The organism is Sphingobacterium sp. UBA3549, from assembly GCF_002376635.1.
GTDB lineage: Bacteria > Bacteroidota > Bacteroidia > Sphingobacteriales > Sphingobacteriaceae > Sphingobacterium.
In genome coordinates this window covers 88,366-113,927 of record NZ_DFOE01000006.1, presented here as the reverse complement: position 1 = coordinate 113,927, position 25,562 = coordinate 88,366, and the positions used below count along the sequence as shown (strand labels likewise).

The 25,562-nt window shown below is 39.0% G+C and carries 28 protein-coding genes; 8 read left to right on the top strand and 20 right to left on the bottom strand.

All coding sequences use genetic code 11. From position 1 onward, the window contains the following. Positions 1-42: 42 nt before the first annotated feature. From B2W36_RS04140 to B2W36_RS04130, 3 genes are read right to left on the bottom strand one after another with little or no spacing between them, the layout of a single operon-like run. A complete protein-coding gene (locus B2W36_RS04140) occupies positions 43-279 on the bottom strand; it encodes a DUF6358 family protein (RefSeq protein ID WP_209577009.1) in 237 nt (78 codons plus the stop codon). Position 280: 1 nt separating this feature from the next. Next, positions 281-580 (bottom strand): hypothetical protein, encoded by a 300-nt coding sequence (locus tag B2W36_RS04135; protein ID WP_293886514.1) that lies wholly within the window; start codon positions 578-580, stop codon positions 281-283. Position 581: 1 nt separating this feature from the next. Then, entirely contained in the window at positions 582-896 is a 315-nt protein-coding gene (locus B2W36_RS04130) for a rhodanese-like domain-containing protein (RefSeq protein ID WP_209577005.1), read from the bottom strand. Positions 897-994: 98 nt separating this feature from the next. On the opposite strand from B2W36_RS04130, the gene B2W36_RS04125 reads away from it, so the two are divergent. Further along, the gene (locus tag B2W36_RS04125) at positions 995-2,299 is read left to right on the top strand and encodes a M20/M25/M40 family metallo-hydrolase (protein ID WP_293886513.1); all 1,305 of its coding nucleotides are present in this window, start codon (positions 995-997) and stop codon (positions 2,297-2,299) included. Here the strand turns inward: B2W36_RS04125 and B2W36_RS04120 are convergent. From B2W36_RS04120 to surE, 8 genes are all read right to left on the bottom strand, one after another. Then, complete coding sequence (locus tag B2W36_RS04120; RefSeq protein ID WP_293886512.1) at positions 2,296-2,796, bottom strand: GNAT family N-acetyltransferase; 501 nt, start codon at positions 2,794-2,796, stop codon at positions 2,296-2,298. The two genes, B2W36_RS04125 and B2W36_RS04120, sit on opposite strands and share 4 nt — an antisense overlap. After that, positions 2,793-3,371, bottom strand: coding sequence for a hypothetical protein (locus B2W36_RS04115; protein WP_293886511.1), 579 nt, complete (start codon positions 3,369-3,371; stop codon positions 2,793-2,795). The genes B2W36_RS04120 and B2W36_RS04115 overlap by 4 nt, the downstream gene beginning before the upstream one ends. Before the next feature lie 9 nt (positions 3,372-3,380). After that, positions 3,381-4,571, bottom strand: a complete 1,191-nt coding sequence (locus B2W36_RS04110) for a M20 metallopeptidase family protein (RefSeq protein WP_293886510.1) — start codon at positions 4,569-4,571, stop codon at positions 3,381-3,383. Between the two features lie 13 nt (positions 4,572-4,584). Beyond that, positions 4,585-5,043, bottom strand: a complete 459-nt coding sequence (locus B2W36_RS04105; RefSeq protein ID WP_293880207.1) for an SPOR domain-containing protein — start codon at positions 5,041-5,043, stop codon at positions 4,585-4,587. Between the two features lie 20 nt (positions 5,044-5,063). Beyond that, complete coding sequence (gene secA, locus B2W36_RS04100; protein WP_293886509.1) at positions 5,064-8,351, bottom strand: preprotein translocase subunit SecA; 3,288 nt, start codon at positions 8,349-8,351, stop codon at positions 5,064-5,066. A 256-nt stretch (positions 8,352-8,607) separates the two neighbouring features. After that, a complete protein-coding gene (locus B2W36_RS04095; protein WP_293886508.1) occupies positions 8,608-9,477 on the bottom strand; it encodes a 1,4-dihydroxy-6-naphthoate synthase in 870 nt (289 codons plus the stop codon). A 46-nt stretch (positions 9,478-9,523) separates the two neighbouring features. Further along, entirely contained in the window at positions 9,524-9,784 is a 261-nt protein-coding gene (locus tag B2W36_RS04090) for a hypothetical protein (protein ID WP_293886507.1), read from the bottom strand. Next, on the bottom strand, positions 9,774-10,574 hold the full coding sequence (surE, locus tag B2W36_RS04085; RefSeq protein ID WP_293880363.1) for a 5'/3'-nucleotidase SurE: 801 nt from the start codon (positions 10,572-10,574) through the stop codon (positions 9,774-9,776). Before surE ends, B2W36_RS04090 begins: the two co-directional genes overlap by 11 nt. 466 nt (positions 10,575-11,040) lie before the next feature. Here surE and kduI point away from each other — a divergent pair, with 466 nt between their 5' ends. From kduI to B2W36_RS04070, 3 genes are read left to right on the top strand one after another with little or no spacing between them, the layout of a single operon-like run. Beyond that, positions 11,041-11,886, top strand: coding sequence for a 5-dehydro-4-deoxy-D-glucuronate isomerase (kduI, locus tag B2W36_RS04080; RefSeq protein WP_293880215.1), 846 nt, complete (start codon positions 11,041-11,043; stop codon positions 11,884-11,886). A gap of 1 nt (position 11,887) precedes the next feature. After that, positions 11,888-13,009 carry a DUF4861 family protein gene (locus tag B2W36_RS04075; RefSeq protein ID WP_293886506.1) on the top strand — a complete coding sequence of 374 codons (1,122 nt, stop codon included), beginning with the start codon at positions 11,888-11,890 and terminating at the stop codon, positions 13,007-13,009. A 5-nt stretch (positions 13,010-13,014) separates the two neighbouring features. Then, positions 13,015-13,779 carry an SDR family oxidoreductase gene (locus B2W36_RS04070; RefSeq protein WP_293886515.1) on the top strand — a complete coding sequence of 255 codons (765 nt, stop codon included), beginning with the start codon at positions 13,015-13,017 and terminating at the stop codon, positions 13,777-13,779. Positions 13,780-13,861: 82 nt separating this feature from the next. On the opposite strand, the gene B2W36_RS04065 is transcribed toward B2W36_RS04070, so the two are convergent. The 9 genes from B2W36_RS04065 to dnaN form a co-directional block, all read right to left on the bottom strand. Beyond that, on the bottom strand, positions 13,862-14,725 hold the full coding sequence (locus B2W36_RS04065; protein ID WP_293886505.1) for an SUMF1/EgtB/PvdO family nonheme iron enzyme: 864 nt from the start codon (positions 14,723-14,725) through the stop codon (positions 13,862-13,864). A 97-nt stretch (positions 14,726-14,822) separates the two neighbouring features. Next, positions 14,823-15,578 (bottom strand): hypothetical protein, encoded by a 756-nt coding sequence (locus tag B2W36_RS04060; RefSeq protein WP_293880221.1) that lies wholly within the window; start codon positions 15,576-15,578, stop codon positions 14,823-14,825. A gap of 185 nt (positions 15,579-15,763) precedes the next feature. Continuing rightward, positions 15,764-16,339, bottom strand: a complete 576-nt coding sequence (gene nadD / locus B2W36_RS04055) for a nicotinate (nicotinamide) nucleotide adenylyltransferase (protein ID WP_293880223.1) — start codon at positions 16,337-16,339, stop codon at positions 15,764-15,766. 4 nt (positions 16,340-16,343) lie between these two features. Beyond that, positions 16,344-16,913 (bottom strand): guanylate kinase, encoded by a 570-nt coding sequence (gene gmk / locus B2W36_RS04050; RefSeq protein ID WP_209576974.1) that lies wholly within the window; start codon positions 16,911-16,913, stop codon positions 16,344-16,346. Positions 16,914-16,915: 2 nt separating this feature from the next. Then, positions 16,916-17,791 (bottom strand): YicC/YloC family endoribonuclease, encoded by an 876-nt coding sequence (locus B2W36_RS04045; RefSeq protein WP_293880227.1) that lies wholly within the window; start codon positions 17,789-17,791, stop codon positions 16,916-16,918. A gap of 84 nt (positions 17,792-17,875) precedes the next feature. Beyond that, positions 17,876-18,448, bottom strand: a complete 573-nt coding sequence (locus B2W36_RS04040; protein ID WP_293880229.1) for a CAP domain-containing protein — start codon at positions 18,446-18,448, stop codon at positions 17,876-17,878. 280 nt (positions 18,449-18,728) lie between these two features. Beyond that, positions 18,729-19,376, bottom strand: a complete 648-nt coding sequence (locus tag B2W36_RS04035) for a DedA family protein (protein ID WP_293886504.1) — start codon at positions 19,374-19,376, stop codon at positions 18,729-18,731. Between the two features lie 24 nt (positions 19,377-19,400). Beyond that, positions 19,401-20,063 (bottom strand): DedA family protein, encoded by a 663-nt coding sequence (locus B2W36_RS04030; RefSeq protein WP_209576968.1) that lies wholly within the window; start codon positions 20,061-20,063, stop codon positions 19,401-19,403. Between the two features lie 13 nt (positions 20,064-20,076). Next, positions 20,077-21,198, bottom strand: coding sequence for a DNA polymerase III subunit beta (gene dnaN / locus B2W36_RS04025; protein ID WP_088159749.1), 1,122 nt, complete (start codon positions 21,196-21,198; stop codon positions 20,077-20,079). Between the two features lie 209 nt (positions 21,199-21,407). Here dnaN and B2W36_RS04020 point away from each other — a divergent pair, with 209 nt between their 5' ends. From B2W36_RS04020 to lpxK, 4 genes are read left to right on the top strand one after another with little or no spacing between them, the layout of a single operon-like run. After that, the gene (locus tag B2W36_RS04020) at positions 21,408-22,553 is read left to right on the top strand and encodes an ATP-binding protein (RefSeq protein WP_293880233.1); all 1,146 of its coding nucleotides are present in this window, start codon (positions 21,408-21,410) and stop codon (positions 22,551-22,553) included. Positions 22,554-22,559: 6 nt separating this feature from the next. Then, positions 22,560-23,936 carry a PSP1 domain-containing protein gene (locus B2W36_RS04015; RefSeq protein WP_293886503.1) on the top strand — a complete coding sequence of 459 codons (1,377 nt, stop codon included), beginning with the start codon at positions 22,560-22,562 and terminating at the stop codon, positions 23,934-23,936. Between the two features lie 52 nt (positions 23,937-23,988). Further along, positions 23,989-24,459: a gliding motility lipoprotein GldH gene (locus B2W36_RS04010; protein WP_293886502.1), complete on the top strand. Its 471-nt coding sequence runs from the start codon at positions 23,989-23,991 to the stop codon at positions 24,457-24,459. Then, positions 24,456-25,505 (top strand): tetraacyldisaccharide 4'-kinase, encoded by a 1,050-nt coding sequence (gene lpxK, locus B2W36_RS04005; protein ID WP_293886501.1) that lies wholly within the window; start codon positions 24,456-24,458, stop codon positions 25,503-25,505. The genes B2W36_RS04010 and lpxK overlap by 4 nt, the downstream gene beginning before the upstream one ends. Positions 25,506-25,562: the final 57 nt, after the last annotated feature.

Sequence of the window (25,562 nt, the reverse complement as noted above, 5' to 3'; positions counted from 1 at the left end):
GGGACTTTTTCAGTGCCCTCGCTTGACGCAGGCTTCTTTTTTTTACTTTTTCTTTTGCTTTTGCTTTGTAGCCGGCTGTTGTTTACCGCTCTCCTTTTGTTGAATAAGCGACCGAACTCTTTTGCTTAAAACCACACGCAGATAGATCAATACGACCAAAAAGGCGATAGACAATCCTGTTACCAGCATGTTGCCGGCCTTATACCCTTCAAAACCACTGTAGATTAAAAATACAATGGCTAAACTTAAAACTATATTTAGAAAAAAATACTTTAACATATTATTTTTTTATTACTCCTAATACCCGTTCTCTCCATCCACCAAAGAAATAGAATGCCCCACCAACAACATTCAATAAAACAATCGTCAAAGCCATAACCATCCTTTCAGTATTGGAGATCGTTCTTGAAAGCATGATTTCCCGTAGAACCAAAATTACCCATAACAGCGATAATAAGATCGAAAGGCTCCCTAGCATAGGGAAAATACCAAGGTTAAATATTCGCGCCAACATAGCGACGATATAAAAAGCAAGACTAAACAGGAAAGCTTGTTTAGTCTGATGCTCTAAATTCTTCATCTTAATAAACGTCTAACTCGGGATCGATCTCTTCTTTCCAAGCCAGTATACCGCCTTTTAGATTTGCCAGGTTGTCAAAACCCTGTTGTTCCAATAACATGATTGCCTGCGCAGAACGTTTTCCTGAACGGCATTGTACGATAACTGGCTTATCCTTTGCGATCTTATCCGCCTCGATCAATATGCCCGAAAGGGGTATATTCAATCCATTGAGATTTGATACTTCATATTCAAACGGTTCGCGAACATCAATCAATTGAAAATCCTCGTTGTTATCGATTTTATTCTTTAATTCTTCTACAGATACTTCTTTCATTTTCAAACAATTTAATAGTCAAATATACTACATTTTTTCCGCCCTCTGTCCACTTATAGAATTTTCCTTATCTTCATGCAGATATTACTAAGCTTTATATGAATTCAATACCTAAAATTATTTTGTCCTTATCTTTGCTGGCAATTTCGGCAATTACCTATGGCCAACAGGTTATTTCCAACCAGGAACGCCAAGATGTTAGCCGTATACTCACTACCTTGGCTGCTGACGACATGCGTGGTAGGTCTGCGCTCACCAAAGACATTGAAAAAGCAGCAGATTTTATTGCCGGCGAGATGAAAAGAATAGGTCTCACACCCTATGCGGAACAAAGCTATAGACAATCTTTTGAACTAGATAAAATCTCTCCAGTGAGCAAATCTGCAACGGTAAATAACCAGATTATTCCTGTAGATCATATTATTTCACTTGGCCACCAGATGGATTTGGAATGGGATAATAAAAGCGATATAACTATTGTGAAAATAAAATCGGGTGATGATTTTTCGAAAGTATTTAGAGAACATTCTTTGTCCAAAGAAAATACACTTGTATTGGTAGATCCCTCTTTTGAAAACTATTTTGTCCGTTTTGGTCAAATGCTTAACACTCCTAAATTTCTCGAAGATCCTACTGTACAGAAACCTTCAATTGTATATCTCCTGACAAAGGAAATCCCGACAACCTATAAAATTCAAATTAAAAGGGCACTTCAAAAATTTCCACTGTTCAACGTGGCGGGCATTATTCCTGGAAAAAGTAAGCCCAACGAATACGTCATCTTTTCGGGGCATTACGACCATATTGGTATTCTTCCGGCTGTTGGTCAAGATTCGATTGCCAATGGAGCAGATGATGATGCCTCCGGCGTGACAGCAATGCTGACCCTAGCAGATTATTACAAAAAGCAGAATAAGAATGAAAGAACTCTTATTTTCGTTGCCTTTACCGCAGAAGAACTGGGCATGTATGGCTCAAAATATTTTTCCAACCACATTGATGCCGATCAAGTAGTTGCCATGATCAATATGGAAATGATTGGAAAAGATTCGAAATTCGGTCCTAATACAGTGTACATTACCGGATACGATCAGTCCAATCTGGGCGAATTGATGCAGGAGAATCTGAAAAATACGACCTTTAAATTCTACCCCGATCCTTATACTAAACAGAATCTGTTTTACCGAAGTGACAATGCAGTGCTAGCGGCCAAAGGGGTCCCGGCACATTCGTTCTCAACCTCCCAAATGGACAAGGATGAATACTATCACACCGTAAAAGATGAAGTATCTACGCTAAATGTTCAAAATATCATTTCCAGTATAGAGGCTATCGCGATAGGTGCCTCAGGAATTGTAGAAGGCAGGCAAACTCCTTCCCGAGTCGAAAAACTAAAGGATTAAGAAACAGCCGTCGCTTTGACTTCCTTTTGCATAACATAGTCGTTTAGTACATAGTCATAATAAGGAATATCGACAGTTTGAACCACTTTAAAGCCCTGCTTCAAATAAAAATGATAAGCAGGGTTATTCCTGTTGACATTCAGTTCAAGAATACCTCTGCCTTTTAAGACTGTTTTTTCTGAAGCGAAGTCTATCAGTGCTTTTCCGAACCCTTTACCCTGTACAGCGGGCATCAAGTAGAGTTTTTCGATACGGACGCGATCTTCGTGCGTCCTCAACGCAATAAATCCTTGCCCAATACCATCTTCCTTCAATACATAAAAAAACTGACCAACGACCATACTTTCCGCAAGTGCTTCTACCGTATAATTTTTTTCCAGCATAAAGTCTATTTGATCTTGCGAAAGTACTTCACCATAAGTAAGCGGCCAAATGATAAAAGCCATATTGGAAATGCTTCTGATATCACTTTGCTCCGCCAGTTCGATTGTTATCATGTGATCTTCTCTCCTATTAAAATGTATTTTACATGGGAAAATTCAAGAATAAATAAGCCATCATTTTCCATTTCGTATTCCTTTTCGTTTATCTTAGTTAATCCCGTGCGCTTAATATCTTCGTCCTTATCAGCGCTAACTATCAAAATTCGCTCGCCTTCTGCCTTCCATTTGGTAAACCCTGTTTTCACAAAATAATAACGAAAGCCTTTGGAAAAAAGGACAATATTTATCTGCTCAAGATAGGCCCGATAATAACCTAAATCCAACTGATCCGAAACGATATTTACCGCTTTATATTGATGTGCTATAAGGTGTTCGATCGCAGCTTTTAGAAAAGCAACATCATAAGAAATCACCTTCAGGTTTTCCTGAGACGCGTTAATGGCATTTTGTGTAAAAACAATATCGAACTTATACCCTCGTGCATCCAGTAAATCCATTGTCCCTTCTTCGATTATAATGGTTGGGCTCCATTCCAACAGCTGGCCCAGATCCTCTCCATCAATAAGGAAAAGATCTTCGATCAGCAATGCCGGTTCCTGATTTTCTCTGACAATATGGTGCGATGACATGGGATGAATTTAATATCCGAGCCGACGCAAGGTGATGTAAGCCATCAATCCGGTACTAATCTCCAAAGAAGCCTCATCCACGTCAAAGGTCGGCGTATGTACAGCAGAGGATATCCCTCGTGCCGCATTACCTGTACCCAAACGATAAAAACAAGCATTGATTTCCTGCGAATAATAAGAAAAATCTTCCGCTGCCGGCCATAGATCTAAGTCAACAACGTTTTCTTTTCCAAGATATTCTTCTGCAAAAGCACGCGCACTTTTAGTGAGTTCAGGCTCATTGATTAGAAAGGGATATCCTTTACGAACTTCAAATTCACAAGTCGCCCCCATGCTTTCGGCGATTCCAACAGCAATTTTCACCATTCTTTCGTGGGCTTCAGCCCGCCATTTCTCGTCAAATGTGCGAAATGTACCTTCCAAATAAACCTGATCGGGGATAATATTTGTAGCCCCATTAGCCATTATCTTTCCAAAAGATAATACCGTTGGTGTACGCGGGTCTGCAAAGCGACTGGCTACCTGTTGCAAAGCGGTAATAATCTGGGCAGTGATCACAATAGGATCGATATTCTGATGTGGGTGAGCGCCGTGTCCGCCTCTTCCTTTTACAGTCATAAATAGTTCGTCGCATGAAGCCATATATTTACCTTCACGGAATCCAACTTTTCCCACTTCTATAAAAGGCATTACATGCTGTCCTATAATTGCCGATGGAGCAGGGTGTTGTAATGCCCCTTCTTTTATCATCAAAGATGCACCCCCTGGTAAGCGCTCCTCGCCGGGTTGGAAGATCAATTTGATTGTTCCTCCAAATTCAGCTTTCAGGCTATGCAATATTTTAGCTGTCCCCAAAAGAGAAGAAGTATGTACATCATGGCCACAGGCATGCATCACTCCTGGGTTCTTGGATCCATATGAACGCCCCTCCACTTCTTGAATGGGTAAAGCATCCATATCTGCACGCAATGCAATTACTTCATTGGAAGATAGGTCACCCGTGATTAAAGCGACAATTCCTGTATCTGCTTTAGTCTCATAAGGAATTCCCAATTGATCCAGTTGCGATTTTACAAAGGCCGAGGTATTGTATTCTTCGAAGGAAAGTTCAGGATTCTGATGAAGATGTCTACGATTGGAAACCGTATCTTCAAAATATTGATGAGCTAAGGCCAGGACTTTTTCTTTCGTACTTGCCATAAGGTTGATTGATTTATTGATAGACAAAAACGTTCTCCGAAAATACAAAGACGTTGCTAAAATACTGACGTAATTCGCGCATGAAGGCGTTTGCCTCCGATCGACTTCTAAAATCGCCTACCTTGACGCGATAATTGGGTTCATCATAGGTGATATAAGTATCAATATCTTTATACATGTTTCGGAAACGTGTCTGCTCCGAAAACGCTTGATTCCTGCTCGATCCAGCAAATATCTGGACGCGGAAGCCTCTTACTTTGACCCGCGATGCCGCAGATCGGACAATGGGCTTAGAAGGCACTGCTGTCGCTTTGCTTTCGACAGGATTGATTCCCATAGCTGCCCTGAAATTTTGAAGCTGTGTAATCAACGTATCTTTGGTTACAATTACTCCACCTTTTTCCTGCGCGTTCACTTGAACAACAGAAAACAACACAAGTACATGTACGAAAATCAATCCTCTCTTCAGCATAGTTTAACCTTTCTTATCGATTAGTTATTTGCGCCGTGGCAATTTTTATATTTTTTTCCCGAACCACAAGGACATTCGTCATTGCGTCCAACCGTATTTTCATTGCGAACAGGTTCTTTTGGTCCATCGTTCACATCTTCTTCACTGACACCTGTAGGTGAAGTCAACTCCGCTTTTGTTTCAATAGTTTTCACTGGAGCCTGCTGTACCTGTCTCGCTTGCATTGAAGTCGGCTCTTGACCCGGAATCTCCCCTTTGAAAATAAAGCTTACCACATCTTTATTCATGGAAGCCAACATTGCTTTAAACAAATCAAATGCCTCCATTTTATAAATGATAATCGGATCTTTCTGTTCGTAAACAGCGTTCTGAACGGATTGTTTCAAATCATCCATTTCACGCAAGTGCTCTTTCCAAGCCTCGTCGATTAAGGCCAAAACAATCCCTTTTTCAAAAGACTTAAAAACTTCTTTACCGTTGCTTTCGATCGCTTTTTTCAAATTGGCCGAAACCTGAATGCCACGGATACCATCGGTAAATGGAATGACAACGTTTTCGACAATTTGACCTCTTTCTGCATATACATTATTCAGAACAGGCACTGTCAAAGCACCAACGGCTTCAATCTTATGATGATAAGCATCGAGTGCATGCTCGAAAAGACGTTCGGTCAAGGCTTCAATTTTACCTTGAGCAAATTCTTCTGCGGTAATTTCTGGTGTGATTGCAAAAATACGGATTACTTCAATTTGAAAATCTTCGTAGTTACCCTGCTCTTTCGCTTCAACGACAATTTCTTCAGCAACGTCAAAAATCATATTATTCAAATCCACATCTAAACGCTCTCCAAACAGGGCGTTTTTCCGTTTTGAATAGATGACGGTACGTTGTGAATTCATGACATCGTCATACTCCAATAGGCGTTTACGGATCCCGAAGTTATTCTCTTCCACTTTACGTTGCGCACGCTCGATGGATTTGGTCAACATACTATGTTGCATCACTTCGCCCTCTTCGACGCCCATTTTCACCATGATGTTAGAAATCCGCTCGGAAGCAAACAAACGCATCAAGTTGTCTTCAAGTGAAACAAAGAATTGCGATGAACCCGGATCTCCTTGACGACCCGCACGACCACGTAACTGACGGTCAACACGACGAGATTCGTGTCTTTCAGTACCGATAATCGCAAGACCACCAGCCTTTTTAACTTCCTCTGTTAATTTAATATCCGTACCACGACCAGCCATATTTGTAGCGATAGTCACCTGTCCAGGACGTCCTGCTTCAGCAACGATATCAGCTTCTTTTTGGTGTAACTTCGCATTCAAAACATTATGTTTGATCTTACGCAGTTGTAGCATACGACTTAACAACTCCGAAATCTCCACAGATGTCGTACCGACCAATACTGGACGTCCTGCATCTGTCAATCGTTGAATTTCTTCGGCTACTGCATTGTATTTTTCACGTGCTGTACGATAAATCAAATCTTGACGGTCATCGCGTTGAGCCACACGATTGGTTGGAATTTCTACTACATCAAGTTTGTAAATTTCCCAAAGCTCACCGGCCTCCGTTGATGCCGTACCAGTCATACCCGAAAGCTTGTGGTACATGCGGAAATAGTTTTGCAATGTAATCGTAGCGTAAGTTTGTGTAGCATCTTCTACTTTCACATTTTCCTTCGCTTCGATCGCCTGGTGCAAACCATCCGAGTAACGACGGCCATCCATAATACGACCTGTTTGCTCATCAACAATTTTTACTTTACCTTCATCAACGATATATTCAACGTCATTTTCAAACAAGGTATATGCCTTTAACAGCTGGTTGATCGAGTGAATACGCTCTGCTTTAATTGAATAATCGCGCAGCATGTCTTCTTTCTGAGCTGCCTTTTCTTCCAAAGTCAAAGCAGACTTTTCAATTTCGGCAATCTCAGTACCAACATCTGGTAAAATAAAGAATGAAGGATCTTCACCTGTTGCTGTAATCAACTCGATACCTTTTTCTGTCAATTCTACTTGATTATTCTTTTCATCAATCACAAAATAAAGTTCTGCATCTACCTTAGGCATATTTTTATTTTGCTCTTGCATATAGTAGTTTTCTACCTTTTGCAAGATAGAACGATTAGCACCTTCACTTAAAAATTTGATTAATGCTTTATTTTTAGGTAAACCTCTATAAGCTCTTAACAAGGCCAAACCACCACCTTCAACATCAGAATCTCCCGCCGCTAAAGCTTTTTTAGCATCATTTAAAACGGTATTGATGTAAGCTTTCTGTACATGTACCAAACGCTCAATACGTGGTTTCAATTGGTAAAATTCATGTTGATCGCCACGAGGAATTGGACCTGAGATAATCAATGGTGTCCGCGCATCATCAATCAAAACAGAGTCAACCTCATCGACCATGGCAAAATGTAATTTTCCTTGTACCAGTGCATCTGGCGTCTGCACCATATTATCACGCAGATAATCAAAACCAAACTCGTTATTCGTACCGTATACGATATCCGATTGGTAAGCTTTACGGCGTTGTGGCGAATTTGGCTGATGTTTATCAATACAGTCAACAGATAACCCGTGGAATTCAAATAATGGTGCATTCCATTCAGAGTCACGTCGAGCAAGGTAATCGTTCACCGTTACGATGTGCACTCCTTGACCAGAAAGAGCATTTAGATAAGTTGGTAATGTTCCTACCAAAGTTTTACCCTCTCCCGTAGCCATCTCAGCGATTTTTCCGCTATGTAACACAATACCACCAATCAATTGGACATCGTAATGAACCATGTTCCAAGTGACTTCAGTACCAGCTGCCATCCATTTATTTTTCCAAATCGCTTTATCACCATTGATGATAACATTTGGTTTGTAAACAGCCAGTTCTCTATCAAAATCGTTGGCAGTAACTTCTAATTCTTCGTTTTCCGTCAAACGTCTGGAAGTTTCTTTAACCACGGCAAATGCCTCTGGCAAAATATCCTTCAATACCTCTTCCAACTTCTTATCACGGTCTTTGGACAGCTTGTCCACCTGCTCGTAAATAGAAGTTTTCTTTGCCATATCGTCCTCATCTTGTTCCGCTTCCTTCTTTAGCGAATCAATTTCTTGGTCAATATCTGCTAGGTAATTCTTAATTCTTTCTTTGAAATCAACGGTCTTGGCACGTAACTCGTCATTGGTTAGATTTGAAAGCTTCTCATATTCAGCTTTGATTTGGTCTACCACAGGCTGAATTCCCTTGATATCTCTCTCGGATTTACTTCCAAATAATTTACTTAAAAACTTTAACATAATTTTTTTTCTATCTCAACTTAAGATTTTGTACAATAATGACTCCAAAGTAAAATTGCAGACAATTTGACACTAATCGGGCAAATTTAGTTATTAGATATGATATCTAACAGCTTAGACCCATTTTTTTTACGTTATTTTTATTGAAAATGTCAGTTCCCTAAATCTAACAGTAGTCCAACATATATTTGTGTTCGTTTCGTGCTTTTTACATGCTTTTTTGAACACAATATACCTACCATTGGTAGCAGCTAACTTATGACAAAAATAATTTCTTCTCCGAATGCGGTATAAAACCGAGCTCCTGAGCCTTTTCAAACATTTTCGTAATAGCGTTACGTCCTTCAATACCTAACGCTACTGAATATTTATTGACATAAAGTTCGATATGCTTGTACATCACCTCTTCACTCATTTCCTGTGCATGCGCGCGAATAAACTCAAGACCAGACTTCGGGTTGGCAAATGCAAACTCCACACTTTCTTTCAAGATTGCATTCAATGTATCTTTTACTTCTTCCGGTAGACTACGTTTGACGACGATTCCGCCAAGAGGAATCGGAAATTTTGTCGTTTTCTCCCAATAGTCCCCGAGATCGACAACTTTATGCAATCCTCTTTCCGCATAGGTGAATCTATTTTCGTGAATAATCAATCCTAAATCAATAGAACCATCCAATAAGGCGCCTTCAATATCAGAAAAAACCAGTTCTACTTTATTTTTCAACTCGGGGAAAGCCAAGCTCAATAAAAAATTAGCCGTTGTATATTTTCCTGGATAGCCAACTTTCAATTGATCGAATGCTTCCATGCTTTCTGCCCGTTCCAATTTTTGTTGAAGTGATTTCGCCATCATTGGATCTTTCGTAATTAGCATCGGCCCCACACCAAAGCCCAGAGCACTCCCTGCATCGAGCAATTCATAGTCCTCAACAGCATAGGCAAAAGCATGATAACTTAGTTTGGTAATATCAAGCTCGCCTTGAAAAGCTTTTAAGTTTAAGGTCTCCACATCGTGATATTCCACTTCAAAATCCAATCCCTTAGTATCTATCTTATGATGAATCAATGCATCAAAAATAAATGTATCATTGGGGCATGGAGAAAATCCTAATGTTAATTTCATGTTGTACAAATTTTTCCCATCAATCCGATGAGTTTTACAAATTTAATCAAACCGTTATTTTATGCGTTATCAGATAGATAATCATCGCCAAGAAAGTACTTGCAATAATTCCCTTTCCAAGATGATCGCTTCCCGACCGATAAGCAAAACGTAATAGCACTAAATTTATCAGTACGGCTATGGTATAGATAGCCATAGGCTTCTCGGGTAAAAAGTGAAGTGCAAGATCCGTGAAACGTACCGATATATGAGCCAATACTGGAAATACAGCACCGATACCCAAACCTATCCAGAAATTATTTTTCACGTTTCCGACTGCTACTCTTTTCTTCAAGATGGTCAAAACTCCACGAATTCAATTCAGGAATGGCATGATGCGCCGTCATATCAAACTGTGTAGGAACAACAGATACATAGCCATTGGCTAAAGCAAAACAATCGGTATCTTCTCCCCTGTCCTGCAACACAAATTTACCCGTTGTCCAGTAATAATCGCGATTATGTGGATCAATACGTTCATCAAACTCCTCGACCCAATGCCCTCCAGCCTGCCTACAAATTTTAATACCTTTAAAACTTGAAGTTTGTGGAAAATTGACATTCAACAGGGTATTTTTAGGAAGGCCGTTTGCCAGTACCTGTTCAGTAATAGATATCACATAAGGCCTACAAGGGCTAAAATCAGCATCACGGGAAAAATTATCCAGCGAGAAGCCAATGGAAGGAATCCCTTCGATCGCTCCTTCTACCGCAGCAGACATGGTGCCGGAATATAAAACATTAATGGAATTATTGAGACCATGATTAATGCCCGATACACAGATATCCGGCTTTTGACCTTTGAAAACTTTATTGACAGCCAGCTTAACACAATCTACCGGCGTCCCTGAACACTGATACATTTCAACCCCTTCATATAAATTGATTTTATCTAAACGTAACGGCCTGCCAAGTGTGATGGCGTGCCCCATACCAGATTGTGCAGAATCTGGAGCAACGACGACAACATTTCCTATTTTCTGCATTTCCTCCAACAACACCTTGATACCTGGGGCTGTGATACCATCGTCATTAACAACTAAAATATTGGGCTTCATATGTAAATTATTTTTATTCTTCTGTTCATAGCGCATATCGACATTATTCCGATAGTTCTTCTTTCCCATTTACGAAGTTAGTAAATCTGAAACCGAGATGTAAATAATATTCATACAACCATCAATTATTCTTTTTAACTATACGATTACGACCAACATCCTATCAAATTAACACCAAATTCGATATTAACACCCCTATGACATCCACATTACAGGGTTTTAGCAGGGGGTTAACAGGGGTATACCCCTACTAACCCCCTGTTAACCCCCTGTAATCCCCCTGTTATTTCCTTGTTAGTATAGGAATTGGTATTAAGTTGCTAGACAGACATCCGGTAGTTAAATAGGAACATGCTGAGCAAAATTGAAACCTAACGGTGCTACGACATCGTTTGCGTAACATTGTATCGTTATTGATAAATATTAGCCTTAAATTTAGCATTCAAACAAAGAAAATAATTCAGTTATGAGCGTTAATTTTGAATCCCGCTATGCAATAGGGCCCAAAGAATACAAAACTTTAGACACACAAGGATTAAGAGAAAATTTTCTAATTGAAAAAGTTTTTGAAGCAGATAAAATTAATTTTGTCTATACCCACTATGACCGCTATATGGCTGGGGGAGCGATGCCTGTCAGTTCAAAAATCAAATTAGAGACCATCTCGGCATTATTAAAAGAACCTTACTTCCTTTCGAGAAGAGAATTGGGCATTATCAATGTCGGAGGAAACGGCCAGGTCGAAGTTGACGGCGTTACCTACGATCTGAATACCAAAGAAGCACTCTATGTTGGTCAGGGAGCTCAGGAAGTATATTTTTCAAGCAAAGATGCGGCGCAGCCCGCAAAGTTCTATTTAAACTCGACACCTGCACATTGCAGTTACCCCACTAAAAAAGTAACGAAAGAAGATGCAAATAAAATAGAATTGGGATCATTAGAAACATCCAACCACCGTACAATTAATCAGATGTTATTAAACAAAGTGGTACAAACTTGTCAGTTGCAGATGGGGATGACCGAGTTGAAGCCTGGGTCCGTATGGAATACCATGCCATCGCATACACATGATCGTCGTATGGAAGTTTATTTCTATTTTGAATTACCCGAAGGACAAGCTGTATCGCATTTCATGGGGCCTATTGATGAAACAAGACATATTTGGATGCAAAACGATCAAGCTGTCATTTCACCGCCATGGTCTATTCACTCAGGAGCGGGCACTTCAAATTACACCTTCATATGGGGCATGGCCGGCGAAAATCTAGATTATGATGATATGGACAAATGTGCTATTACAGAATTGAAGTGATATGAAAAAATTATTCGTATTAAGTTTAGCGCTTGGGCTTTCAACGGTTGCCTTATCGCAGAATAACAAAACAATTACTGTAAGCAACCCCAGTGCTAGCACTAGAACGGAGCTGATCAGTATTCCCTATACAACCTTCGAAAAACATTTCGATCTAAAAGGTGGTGTGTTTACAATTGTCGATAAGGATCAAAAAGAATTCGCTTATCAGCTTGAAAAATTAGGAAAGACCACTGTACAAAACGTCTTGATCCAGGTGGTCATCGCACCCAAAAGTTCCTTGACATTTGGCGTGAATGGCAGAAAGCCCACAGCATTCGCCTCCAAAACCTACGCGAGATATATCCCCGAGCGGAAGGATGATTTTGCTTGGGAAAATGACATTGCAGCATTCAGAGCCTATGGAAAGGCACTAGAGGGTACCTCCGAAGATGCACAAGGTTTTGACTTTTGGGCAAAACGGACCAATGATCTTGTTATTGATGAATGGTATAAAACCGGCGATTATCATGCTGATCACGGAAAAGGCCTAGACTATTATTCCGTCGGACAAACTTTAGGAGTTGGCGACGCAACGCCATTCTTTGGCGAAGAGGTCGTGTACCATAAACATTATCGCCAGTACGAGGTATTAGATAATGGTCCATTACGCACTACATTCAAACTTATTCATGAGCCTGAGCGTGTAAAAGGCCAGCAATTACAAGTTGAAAAAACGATTTCTTTAGATGCTGGCAGCCAGTTGAATAAAATAAGCTATTCGGTCAAAAACACAACGTCGGGTTCGACTCCAGTTGTTGTGGGAATCGCTAAAAGAAAAGAGGAAAAACCTCAGGTTTTAAACGATGAAAAAAATGGCATTTTAGCCTATTGGGAACCTGCCGAAGGAGACAAGATTACAGGCACTGCAGTTATTCTTCCAGGTGTAAAGTATGTTTTTAAGGATAGCCCAAAACAATTTTTACTAGCGACAACGGTCAAAAACAATAAACCTCTTATTTATTTTGCAGGTGCTGCCTTCAACAAAGCTGGTAAAATAACAAGTTTTGACCAGTGGCAGTCCTATGTCAAAACATTCAGAAATAATTTAGATCAACCCTTAACAATAAAATATTCAAAATAATGTCCATACTGCAATCTTTTGACTTGAGTGGAAAAGTAGCCTTGGTGACTGGCTGCAAAAGAGGAATTGGCAAGGCAATCGCCGAGGCATTGGCTGAAGCCGGAGCAGATATTATTGGGGTCTCAGCGACCTTAGAAATTGAAGGCTCTGCAGTAGAAAAATCCGTAAAAGCATTGGGAAAAAATTTCTATGCCTATCAGTGCGATTTTTCTAAGCGGACAGCCCTTTACAGCTTTATTGAAAAAGTAAAATCAGACCATCCAACGATCGATATTCTGTGTAACAATGCTGGAAATATACTCCGAAAACCAGCCGCTGAACATCCGGATGAATACTGGGATGAAATCATCGAAATCAATCAAAATGCGCAATTTATATTGACCCGTGAAATTGGAAAGGATATGATTTCACGTGGAACTGGAAAGATCATATTTACAGCGTCTTTATTAACTTTCCAAGGGGGCATCAATGTTCCAGGATATGCTGCCTCGAAAGGAGCCATAGGATCTATGGTCAAGGCTTTTGCTAATGAGTGGGCATCCAAAGGTGTCAATGTAAACGGATTCGCCCCAGGCTATATTGCTACGGACAATACCGAGGCCCTTAGAGAAGATCCCGAACGTTCGAAGTCCATTTTGAGTCGTATCCCTGCTGGCCGCTGGGGAACACCGGAAGATTTCAAAGGACCGGCGGTATTCCTTGCTTCCAGAGCTTCAGACTATGTTCATGGAACCATTCTTACCGTAGATGGTGGCTGGATGGGGAGATAAATGATCAATCGATATTAGATTAGTTTGTTTTAAAAGTCTTTATCTCTCGGGATAAAGGCTTTTTTTCTGAAAGTGTCTGTATTTAAAGGCCATCACGAACTTTCATGCCCGTTTTTGATCCAAAGGAATCATGAAAGTTTTTAACGGTTCTAAATCCCAGGTTGCTAAAAGATGCATTTGGATTTACAGAACCTATATAAACGGTATTGAAAGCTGCACAGCTATTTTTACTACACCACCAAGAGCCTCCACGGGCGTGGGAAACAGAACGGTCACCATCTCTTTCAAGTCTTCCAGTGCAAAACTCAAAGACATTTCCGAAGATATCATAAAGTCCCAACGGATTGGGTTTGAATTTTCCAACAGGTGAAGTATAGAGATAACCATCGGAATAATCGGCCTTCAAATGATCTTTTCCATGCCAAACATTTGCATAATCGCCCATATTTTCCTTAGTGAAACCGTCGAAATAGCGTCCTTCGCTTCCTGCCCTAGCCGCCACCTCCCATTCGTCAAACGAGGGCAATCTGCAATCTGCCCATGTACAATAGGCCAGCACATCTTTATAGGAGATACAGGTAACAGGGTGATCCATTTTGGTTTCGATTCCGCCGCGACTTATACCGTTAGGAAAGCGCCAATAAGCCGTACTATCCTGTAGCCAACGAAACTCCCCTAAGCCAGGCTCAAAGACCATGGCATTGTGATAACGTTCTGCTAAGGTCTTATAGCCTGTAGCCAGAATAAATTTCTCAAATTCGGCGTTTGTCAGCTCAAACTTCGAGATCCAAAACGATTCAATATGTACAACCCTTTTGGGATTCTCTATACTGCTTACTTCACCCAAATGATAATTTCCTGCTGGAATTTGGATATATTTTCCAGCTTGAGCAACACAGTGGAGATATAAAAACATCAAACCGATCACATAGAACAGCTTTTTCATACTCCTTAGCATTTGTTATAACATACTTTCACGGCTTCTATACTATATCTCTTATTTGACCCTATTAATCTTACTGCGGTTCTTAAAACCGAATTGCTTATTTACCTTTTCTATCTTTGTAATAATTCAGGGCCCGTTTAAAGATCAAAGCCTCATTCTCTTTATTATAGTTTAGATAAGCGTAATAATTACTATTATCACCATATAGCTTTTTAAAAGAGGTAGACGTTGTAAATTCCTGATATTCGCCACGCTTCATGAGTAACATCAGCAACGTCAATGCATCTTTATCTTTTGGTGTTTTCTTGGCATAATCAATAATAAAAGGAATCATTTCCCAAGCATTGATCTCCACTAGTGCATGTTTGTAATTTACTCCCATTCTTTTGCTCCGGAGCACAGATTCCTGGATAAGCTTCATTACAGAATCCCTATTTTCATTTAAAAAATCGATCTGCCTTTGTGACCAGGAAGTTTCATTAAAACCGTCCAATAATGTTCCAAATATTTTTTTGTCAACTTGAGTCTGATATTCAGGTATAGCACAATTCTGCGCATATAGCTCTGCATGAATCATGGTATAGGTAAACTTTTCGCGCAGTGATAACCTGCTGAAATCCGTTGCTGGAATTGCATTTATACTGGCATCGGTTGTTTCGTTATCTTCCTCAGGGATAATCTTGGCAATTAATGCCTTTACTTTGGTCAGACCATAGGGTGGTATGGTCATTTTACTACGCATCTCAATCGCAGCAGGATCCATATAAAGGCCATTTTCATCCTCTTGAGCCGTTTGCGCAGAAACATTCATCCAACACAGGAAAGAAATAAAAAATAAAAGTCCCCTTCTCATAACGTATGATTTCTTATACTTTAAAAATAAAGAAATTATTGCTACAAAAACTATTCCTTTTATATGCTATTATTCGTTAGGTTCTGATTCTGCCTACCGTTTTTACAATGATCACATTCCGGATGAAAAAAGCCCCGGATTTCATGAAACCCGGGGACAGTATATTTTATGTATACCTTTCTATATTAAGAATATAAACCTTTTTTATCGATAAACTCAATCACCTTTTGAGGTGTAAAAAATTGAATATTTTTATTTTCTTTAATGGCTCTTCGCAAAAAAGTAGATGACAACTCCATTAATGGCGTGTCTGTCAGTGTGATAGCGGGGTGGTCTCTAAATTTTTCAGTGTCGTACCCAGGCCTTGGGTAAACATAAATCTGATAATCACGCAAGATAATATCTGCATTTTTCCACTTCGCTAAAGAATCCAAATTATCTTGTCCCATGAGCAGTACAAATTCCCTGTTTGGATATTTTTCTTTAAGATGTGTTAATGTATCAATTGTATAGGACGGTATTGGTAAATGGAACTCAACATCACAGACCCGCAGATGATCACAGTCTTCCAATGCTAGATTTAACATTTCTAATCGGTCGTAGGGATCTGCCAAGGTGGATTTCTTTTTAAATGGATTCTGTGGAGAGACCACAAACCAAACTTCATCCAACCCAGTAAAATTGGCCATATAATTGGCTATAATCAAATGCCCTATGTGCACTGGATTAAAAGATCCGAAGAACAAACCAATCTTTCGCATGAATTTATTTATTGATAAATTCCATTACAATATCTTCAGCTTCGGCACAGGCTGTAGCTAAATCAAAATTCTTCAAGATAACATCAAATTTATTGGCATAGGTAAGTTCCAATTCGGCCTTAGCAAAGCGTTCTTTTAATTTATCCTCAGAATCCGTTCCTCGTCCTGTTAAACGTTCTTTAAGAACCTCCAGTGACGGCGGTTGGACAAAAATAGAAATCGCCTGTTCAGGAAATTTTGATTTTAAACGTAAACCACCGACAACATCGATATCAAAAATAACATGTTTACCTTCTTTCCAGATACGTTCTATTTCCGAACGCAAAGTTCCATAAAATGTTCCTGAATATACTTCTTCAAATTCTATGAATTCTTGTTTCGCTACTTTATGTAAAAATTCTTCTTTGGACATAAAATAGTAATCTTTTCCATTCACTTCCTGTCCTCTTGGGTCACGTGTACTTGCTGAAATGGAAAATTCAATCTTATCACCATGTTTACTTAAAAGATCTCTTACTATTGTTGTTTTTCCAGCTCCCGATGGTGCTGAGAAAATAATTAATTTACCGCTCATTCTTACAATACGTTGAGCAATTGCTCTTTTATTTTTTCCAATTCTTCTTTCATTCTGACCACAATCTGCTGAATGCCGGCATGATTGGCTTTAGAACCAAGGGTATTGATTTCCCGACCCATTTCTTGTGAAATAAAACCTAATTTTTTTCCGTTTGAATCGGCTGAATCAAACGCTTTTAAAAAGTAGTTGCAATGGGAACGTAGTCTAACTTTTTCTTCGGTCACATCCAATTTGTCGATGTAGTACACCAGTTCCTGTTCGAATCTATTTTGATCAACATTTTCTTTGCCAATGGTATCATTCAAAAATTGCTCGATACGCTGTCTGATCAAAGGTATACGCTCAACTTCTAACAATTCTACTTCTTCAAGATAAGTTAAGATTAGTTCTGCGCGCTTTTTTAGGTCTCCGGCTAGTACATTTCCCTCATCCTCACGGAAGGTATTGAAACGTTTGACGGCGTCATAAAAAGCATCCATCAATACTTTAGCCTCTTCATCATCGACCGAATCATCATTGTTGGTAATTACCTCCGGCATATTTAATGCAAGTTCAAACAGATTGACATTCGTATCATTGAGTTCTACAGCAATTTGCTGCAACTGACTATAGTATTTTTTGAGTAAATCAGCATTAATGGAAGAAGCTTTAGCGGTTTGATCCGTGTATTCAACCATCACAGTCAGGTTCACTTTACCACGCTCAATAAGTTTACTACATTCAGTACGCAGGGTCAATTCCTTGTCCGAAACGATTTTGGGCAAGCGAAGATTTAATTCAAGAAATTTTGAATTTAAGGACTTTATTTCGACACTATATTTGACTTTACCGTTATCGGCAGACGCAGTGCCATATCCTGTCATGGATTTTATCATATGCAAAGGTATGACTTTTCAGTAAAAATTGAATACCCTACAGGGATTAATTGCTGATACTCCTTAAATTAGGGCTCGTCTTATTTACCAATCGTGTTTAGCAATGATAACGACTAAGTAACTTTCATAGGGCTTTGCCCCTTTGCATTCGACATAACCAATTCCAATATCATATAAAGAAGCATTCCACTGATCCATACCCAATAAATGGGTACGGTGGTGATAGCCCGGAGATTCTTTCCCTATAATCAAAGCTTTAACGGCAGCTATAGCGCTCGCTCGATTGGCAGCAATCGATTCAAAATTGTTTGCGCTTCGTTTTGACAACCATTCGGGATTAAGTTTATAACCGGCCTCTTCTATGAAATAATTAGGTCCGTAGCCCTCCGGTGATACGTGGTCAAAATAGGAGCGCTTGGCCATATCTTTTGCGCGATAAACGGCAACCTCTGCCAACTGTTTATTCCAATTGAGCTTAGTTCGTTTTATCTTCTGCAAATTAAAAAGGTTCAGTTCTTTCGTATACTTCTCTGGATTTGTACGAATATTGTTCAATAGTTCATAGGCCTCCCGGGCTTGACGATGATCGACAACGACACGCTGTGCTAAAGCGAACTGTGTAAAAAACAAGGTAAATGCGAAAACCAAATAATTCATGCCTAAATAGTTATTTTCATAAGTGCGTGATGCACAACTTTCTTGTATAAAGCAAGATCTAGGTCGTTCACATCGCCCTATTTAGATGCGAACATGGACCAACCATACCGAAAAAAGTGCCCTTTCAATGGTAGATACGAATATACTGGCAATTTTATTTGCTTCGTTTACTTGAAAGCTTTTTAGAACAATGGCTCGTCCATCAACCTGAGTACTTCTCAAGTAAGAATAATTCGTCCTTACCCTTTAACCTTAAAAGACGATATTTAGTATCCAACGTTTAATCTTTTTTTGAATTTTTAGCCGATAAAAACTGTACAAGCATGGGTATTAAGCTCATAAAAATAACGACCAAAATAACTAGCGAAAAATTATGCTTAAAAAATGGGATCTGACCAAAATAATAACCTGAAAGCGTAAAAACTAAAACCCATAATGCGCCGCCTAAAATATTGTATTTACCAAAGGTTTTGTAGGACATTCTGCCAATACCTGCTACAAATGGTGCAAAAGTCCTGACAACGGGAACAAATCGCGCATAAATAATGGTCCTCGTTCCGTGCTTCGCATAGAAATTTTGTGTTTTTTGAAGATAAGAAGGTCTGAATATCTTCGATCCTGATTTAAAGACCCTCATTCCAACATATTTACCAATTTCATAATTTACGAAATCTCCGGAAATAGCCGCAAGAATTAGGATCAAAACAATCAACAACAAAGAGATATGACAATCCGGACGAGCGACTATAGCTCCCAGAGCAAATAAAACAGAATCTCCGGGTAGAAATGGGGTAACCACCAATCCTGTCTCTGCAAAGACGATTAAAAATAAAATCAGGTAGGTCCAGTTTTCATAACTATTAATCAGCTGCAAAAGATGCTGATCAATATGCAATATGAAATCAATGAATTGTGAAACGATTTCCATTTTCCATGTATAAAAAAAGGAGTCTTATAAGACTCCTTTTTTTGATTTGATTTTTTCTTTTATTAGCTCAAAGATTATGGGCAATACAGATAAAAAAATAATGATCAACACCACCTTCGAGAAGTTTTCGCGGATAATGGGAATATTCCCCAAGAAATATCCAGCAAGGGTTATACCACCTACCCACAATACAGCTCCTACAACATTATAGGTGATGAAGGTACCATAATTCATCTTTCCAATACCACCAACGAAAGGAGCCAGCGTGCGAACAATTGGTACAAAGCGCGCTATAACGATAGTTTTACTACCGTATTTCTCATAAAAAGAGTGCGTTTTGGCAATCTGCTCGTCTTTGACAACTTGCTTCCCGAAGAGTTTAAATTTTGTTAGGCGCATACCAAAATGCTTTCCGATAGAATAATTCAGGGAATCACCTGAAACTGCAGCTACTAACAAGATAAAAATCATCAGCCATACGTTGAGATCATTTGGCTGTGCGGCTAGCATACCCGCTGCAAATAATAAAGAATCTCCTGGCAAAAAAGGCATCACAACCACACCCGTTTCCACGAAAATAATAAGAAACAGAATAAGGTAGGTCCACGTCTGATAATCATTGACTATTTCCACCAAATGTTTGTCAATATGGAGAATAAAATCAATGAGATGTGTAATTAGTTCCAAACCGTGATAAAGATTAAGCGTTGTTTAACATAACGGGCATCACCAACATCAAAATATCTTCATGATCTTCTGATACTGCTGGAATCAATAAACCGGCACGATTTGGCGTACTCATTTCCAAAACAACTTCTTCACTCTCCAGGTTATTTAACATCTCGACGAGGAACTTGGCATTAAAACCAATTTCCATATCATCACCTTCAAATTGACACGACAAACGTTCATGCGCTTCGTTAGAAAAATCTAAATCTTCTGCTGAGATATGCAATTCACTTCCCGAGATCTTTAAGCGCACCTGATGTGTGGTTTTATTAGCGAAAATCACCACGCGTCTCAAGGTATTTAAAAACAATAATCGATCTACGGTCAATTTGTTAGGATTGACTTGAGGAATCACAGCGGCATAATCTGGATAACGTTCATCAATTAAACGACAGATCAAATTAATATTGCCAAAGCTAAAGAACGCGTTAGTTTGATTATATTCTATAGATACTGTAACATCGTCAGATGGTAGCGACGATTTAAGCAATGAGAGTGCCTTTTTCGGTAAGATAAGGGATGCTGGCTTTTCTGCACCAATATCAGTTCTCGAATAGCGCACCAATTTATGCGCATCAGTAGAAACAAAAGTCACATTTTTTTCTGCTAATTGCACCAATACACCAGACATAGCCGGTCTTAATTCATCGTTACTGACGGCAAAGATTGTTTTACTGATAGCTTCTGACAAGATAGGTGCTGGCATCTGAATAACCGAACCATTATCGATGGAAGGAATTTTAGGAAAATCGTCAGCATTTTCTCCACTCAATTTATATTTTCCATCCCCCGCACTGATTTCAATAGCCAAGGTATTCATGTCTACTGAAAATGCCACAGGTTGGTCCGGCAAGGTTTTTAATGTCTCAATCAATATCTTCGAAGGCATGGCTACTCTTCCTTCTTCTTTTGCTTCGATCTGTAAAGAAGTAACCATACTTGTTTGCAGATCTGTAGCAGAAATAGTCAAGTTATTGTCTTTTATTTCAAAAAGAAAGTTTTCCAAGATAGGCAAAACAGTACTTGTACTGGATGCGCCATTGATAGCTTGTAACTGCTTTAATAAAATTGATGTTGATACAATGAATCTCATTTCCTGAATACTAATTATTATGTGCAATAATACACAAATTAATCAATATTTTTCAGTTTTATAGGCTGCTTTCTTTCCACATAAACAGATTTCAGTGGCTCAAATAAGCATTTGTATTTCAATCAATAAGCACAGCGCCACAAGTATAGAAAGCAAATTCGGCCGGATAAATCACAATATTTATTACATTTGTATAATAGCGGTATTGTATGCAGTTTAAAGAGATCATTGGGCATAAAGACATCAAAGAACATTTAGTTCGCACGGTTCAGGAAAATCGTGTGAGTCATGCGCAATTATTTCTTGGTCCTGAAGGTTCGGGCAGTCTTGCTTTAGCCTATGCGTATGCGCAGTTTTTAAATTGCGAAAATCGACAGGAAACCGATAGTTGTGGCGAGTGCCCCTCCTGTAGAAAATATAATAAGCTGATCCATCCAGATCTACACATGTCGTACCCTTTTATAGCCAAACATAAGGAAGATACAGCAACAGATTATGCAGACAATTGGAGAAAATCCTTTTTATCCAATCCATACATGGGATTGGAGTATTGGCGCAGCCGATTGGATGCAGACAATAAACAAGTCAATATCAATATTGCCGAAGCCCATGCTATCATCAAGAAGCTAAGTCTCAAATCTTTCGAAGCTGATTATAAGGTTCTAATTATGTGGCTTCCTGAATACCTCGATACACAAGGCAATGCCTTATTGAAGTTGATAGAAGAACCACCTGAAAAGACGCTCTTTATCCTCGTTGCAGAAAATCAGGACAAAATATTAAATACAATCATATCGCGTACGCAATTAGTCAAAATTAAAAAATTAGATCATAGTGAGGTCACGCTGCATCTAAAGAAAGCACATCAGCTTTCAGATCAAGAGGCAGCAGAAATTGCTTTTATTGCAGATGGAAATCTTCAGGAAGCAATGAATCTATTGCACGCGCAGACTAATAATCATTTTGGGATTTTGGTAAACTGGCTTCGTTTTATCGTCTCGGATGCTGGCACTAATATGATTTCCTTGGTAGAAGAAGAGCTATCAAAAATTGGTAGAGAAAACCAAAAAAGCTTTCTTTTTTATGCAATCAATATGATGCGTCAAATCATATTGATCAAAGAGGGACTTTCCAATCTCGTATTCTTACCGGCAAAAGAACTGGATTTTGTTCAGAAATTTGCAGTACATTATACCCTTGAACAAATTGAAGCAACCATAAATCTATTGGAGGAAACACATTATTTTGTAGAAAGAAATGCAAATCCCAAAATATTATTTTTAGATTTATCTTTGCAGTTAACATTAATATACAAGTACAAAACGTTTCCGAAAGGAACTCAATATATAATATAGAAAACTATGGGATGTGGCAGTTGCTCATCCGGCGGAGGTTGCGGTACTACCACGGCAAATGGTACACCGGCAGGATGTCAGAACAATGGCTCTTGCATGACTAGCGGATGTAATAAATTAGATGTATATGACTGGCTTTCCGATATGGATATGCCATCAAACTATAAACCATTTAATATCGTCGAAGTACGATTTAAGGGATCGCGAAAAGATTTCTTTATTAATGTAGACAATATCTACCTTGAAATGGGTGAGATGGTTGTTGTTGAGCCCTCTACAGGGGGCTATGATGTCGGCCATGTATCCCTAACAGGTGAATTGGTTAGACTACAACTCAAAAAGAATAATGTTACCCCTGAGATGGTGACAAAAAAAATCTATCGGAAGCCTAATGAGGTTGATGTCGAGAAGTATAACGCAGCAAAAGATCTCGAATGGGAAACAATGCACAAGGCGCGCAAACTCGCCCTGGATTTGGGTTTATCGATGAAAATCTCCGATGTCGATTACCAGGGGGATAAAACGAAGGCTACCTTCTATTATACCGCTGAGGGTCGTGTCGATTTCCGGGAGCTCATTAAAAAAATGGCTGAAGCGTTTAGAATACGCATTGAAATGCGCCAGATCGGTATGCGACAAGAAGCCAGTCGTCTTGGTGGGATTGGTTCATGCGGACGTGAACTCTGCTGTTCAACCTGGCTAACAGATTTCAAAACGGTATCCACATCGGCTGCACGTTATCAAAACCTATCCCTGAATACATTGAAGCTAGCAGGACAATGCGGAAAATTAAAATGTTGCCTCAATTATGAATTGGATAGCTATATGGATGCACTTAAGGATATTCCTAATAACATAGACCGCATCGAAACGCTAAAAGGAGTCGCCTATCTTCAAAAAACTGATATCTTCAAAAAACTGATGTGGTTCTCTTTTCCTGGAGCAGAAAATTGGATTGCATTACCCGTTCAACAAGTCAGAGAATTTGTAGAAATGAATAAGCAGGGCATTAAACCGGAAGCAATTTCAAGTGTAATGGATACTGATGAAATCAAAGAAGAAAAAAATATCAAGCACGATTACGAGAATGTAGTCGGACAGGATAGCTTAACTCGACTTGATGACCGCAATAAAAGAAAGAAAAAGAGAAAATCCAAAAGCAATACTGGTAAACCTGAAAATAAGACTGGACAAAAAGCTGAAAAACCTGAACAGAGTACATCAAAACAAAGTGGTAAACCTCAGCTAGCGACCGATGCCGTTAGCCCAATCGCGAATAAAGACAGCAAAGAAGGATCTAATAATAGGCCAAAAAAGCGTTTCAATCGTCATCGGAATAAAAACAAAGGCAGTAATAACAATAATACACCGAAAGCAGAATAAAAGAATATGCCTAATTTTAACCCATTAGGCATATTCTTTTATATAAATAGACATGAAACTCAAACGCTCTCCTCTTCTCCTTGGTTTGTTATGTATTGGCATAGGGTATTCTTGTGACCAACCGTTTGTTATAAATGAAAATAAACCTATTGGTAATAAAGCTTGGCTAAATACATCATTGCCCAGTTTTCAATTTCATATCGCCGACAAAAACAAACGATATGATGTATTGATGGATGTCCGTCATACGCCAGAATATGCTTTTTCCAACCTTTTTGTACTTATTTATCAACTCGGTCCAGATAAAAAGCAATACACTTTTCGTAAAGAAATAAAAATGGCCAGAGCTGATGGAAAATGGATAGGAAAATCTTCCGGCAGCTTGTACAATAATCAATCCGTAATCCATAAAGATTACCTATTTCCGGATACAGGAACTTATACTATTGCTATCGAACAGCACATGAAAGAAAATCCGTTGAAAGAAATTACAGACGTAGGGCTAACCGTTGTTCCAAAATGATAGCCTTGTTACGATATCTATTATTTCCTTTTACTATGATCTATACCGTGGTAGTCTGGATAAGAAATAGATTATATGATCATAAGCTGCTTGCGTCGCGCTCTTTCAATATTCCAACCGTTGTTATAGGAAATCTCGCCGTAGGGGGAACGGGGAAAAGCCCAATGACTGAATTTGTGGTTTCTATCCTTAAGAGTCGCTATAAAACAGCTATACTCAGCCGAGGGTATGGACGCCGTACAAAAGGTTTTTATCTAGTAGAGACGGATTCAGTGGCCATGGATGTCGGCGATGAGCCCTTACAATTCAAAAATAAATTTCCAGATGTCACAGTTGCGGTTTGTGAAGATCGTTGCACTGGAATTGAAAAACTTGAGTCCGCTCATCAACTCATTATTTTGGACGATGCTTATCAACATCGAAAATTATCACCGCTTTTCAATATATTATTATTTGATTTTCTATCGTTTTCACATCCCATGCTCGTATTTCCTACAGGAAATTTTAGAGATCTCCTTATTGAGGCTAAGCGTGCTCAGATCATAGCCATTACGAAATGTCCAATTGAACTTCCAACCGAAGACAAAAGACAAATAGAAAACAAAATCAGGTATTATAACAAAGAAGCATTAATCGTATTTAGTTATATTGACTATCTCGAACCCATTGATAGTAAGGGAAGTGTAGTTGATATCAAAGGCAAAGACATTATTTTGGTCACTGGTATTGCGAAACCTGAACCGATGGTAGATTATCTCCAAGACAAAACGAATTCAATTACACATATCTCCTTTGGAGATCACCATTCTTTTAATGAATCTGATATTAATCATATTGTAAAATCTTACCACAGTTCGACGAGTAGCAACAAAATAGTATTGACAACTGAAAAAGACTTTCAACGTTTAAAACCTTTTAGAAAATACTTTGCTGCTATCAATTTGGTATACTTACCGATCGGACTTCGATTTCACGATGCGCTCCAGCAGGACTTATTCTGTAAAAGAATGCATGATACAGTGAATCAAAGTGTTAATCAACCTTAAATTTTGTTAAGAGCAGATGCTATACTAAACCTTTTCATCAAATTTATATTCTATATG

Coding starts and splice junctions, on each gene's coding strand:
- gmk (WP_209576974.1), bottom strand. CDS start 16,913: ATGAGCGGTAAATTAATTATTTTCTCAGCACCATCGGGAGCTGGAAAA.
- B2W36_RS04065 (WP_293886505.1), bottom strand. CDS start 14,725: ATGAAAAAGCTGTTCTATGTGATCGGTTTGATGTTTTTATATCTCCAC.
- lpxK (WP_293886501.1), top strand. CDS start 24,456: ATGATAGCCTTGTTACGATATCTATTATTTCCTTTTACTATGATCTAT.
- B2W36_RS04020 (WP_293880233.1), top strand. CDS start 21,408: ATGCAGTTTAAAGAGATCATTGGGCATAAAGACATCAAAGAACATTTA.
- kduI (WP_293880215.1), top strand. CDS start 11,041: ATGAGCGTTAATTTTGAATCCCGCTATGCAATAGGGCCCAAAGAATAC.
- dnaN (WP_088159749.1), bottom strand. CDS start 21,198: ATGAGATTCATTGTATCAACATCAATTTTATTAAAGCAGTTACAAGCT.
- B2W36_RS04075 (WP_293886506.1), top strand. CDS start 11,888: ATGAAAAAATTATTCGTATTAAGTTTAGCGCTTGGGCTTTCAACGGTT.
- B2W36_RS04110 (WP_293886510.1), bottom strand. CDS start 4,571: ATGGCAAGTACGAAAGAAAAAGTCCTGGCCTTAGCTCATCAATATTTT.
- surE (WP_293880363.1), bottom strand. CDS start 10,574: ATGAAGCCCAATATTTTAGTTGTTAATGACGATGGTATCACAGCCCCA.
- B2W36_RS04010 (WP_293886502.1), top strand. CDS start 23,989: ATGAAACTCAAACGCTCTCCTCTTCTCCTTGGTTTGTTATGTATTGGC.
- B2W36_RS04130 (WP_209577005.1), bottom strand. CDS start 896: ATGAAAGAAGTATCTGTAGAAGAATTAAAGAATAAAATCGATAACAAC.
- B2W36_RS04040 (WP_293880229.1), bottom strand. CDS start 18,448: ATGAATTATTTGGTTTTCGCATTTACCTTGTTTTTTACACAGTTCGCT.
- B2W36_RS04035 (WP_293886504.1), bottom strand. CDS start 19,376: ATGGAAATCGTTTCACAATTCATTGATTTCATATTGCATATTGATCAG.
- B2W36_RS04045 (WP_293880227.1), bottom strand. CDS start 17,791: ATGATAAAATCCATGACAGGATATGGCACTGCGTCTGCCGATAACGGT.
- secA (WP_293886509.1), bottom strand. CDS start 8,351: ATGTTAAAGTTTTTAAGTAAATTATTTGGAAGTAAATCCGAGAGAGAT.
- B2W36_RS04135 (WP_293886514.1), bottom strand. CDS start 580: ATGAAGAATTTAGAGCATCAGACTAAACAAGCTTTCCTGTTTAGTCTT.
- B2W36_RS04015 (WP_293886503.1), top strand. CDS start 22,560: ATGGGATGTGGCAGTTGCTCATCCGGCGGAGGTTGCGGTACTACCACG.
- B2W36_RS04140 (WP_209577009.1), bottom strand. CDS start 279: ATGTTAAAGTATTTTTTTCTAAATATAGTTTTAAGTTTAGCCATTGTA.
- nadD (WP_293880223.1), bottom strand. CDS start 16,339: ATGCGAAAGATTGGTTTGTTCTTCGGATCTTTTAATCCAGTGCACATA.
- B2W36_RS04105 (WP_293880207.1), bottom strand. CDS start 5,043: ATGCTGAAGAGAGGATTGATTTTCGTACATGTACTTGTGTTGTTTTCT.
- B2W36_RS04115 (WP_293886511.1), bottom strand. CDS start 3,371: ATGTCATCGCACCATATTGTCAGAGAAAATCAGGAACCGGCATTGCTG.
- B2W36_RS04125 (WP_293886513.1), top strand. CDS start 995: ATGAATTCAATACCTAAAATTATTTTGTCCTTATCTTTGCTGGCAATT.
- B2W36_RS04120 (WP_293886512.1), bottom strand. CDS start 2,796: ATGATAACAATCGAACTGGCGGAGCAAAGTGATATCAGAAGCATTTCC.
- B2W36_RS04095 (WP_293886508.1), bottom strand. CDS start 9,477: ATGAAATTAACATTAGGATTTTCTCCATGCCCCAATGATACATTTATT.
- B2W36_RS04060 (WP_293880221.1), bottom strand. CDS start 15,578: ATGAGAAGGGGACTTTTATTTTTTATTTCTTTCCTGTGTTGGATGAAT.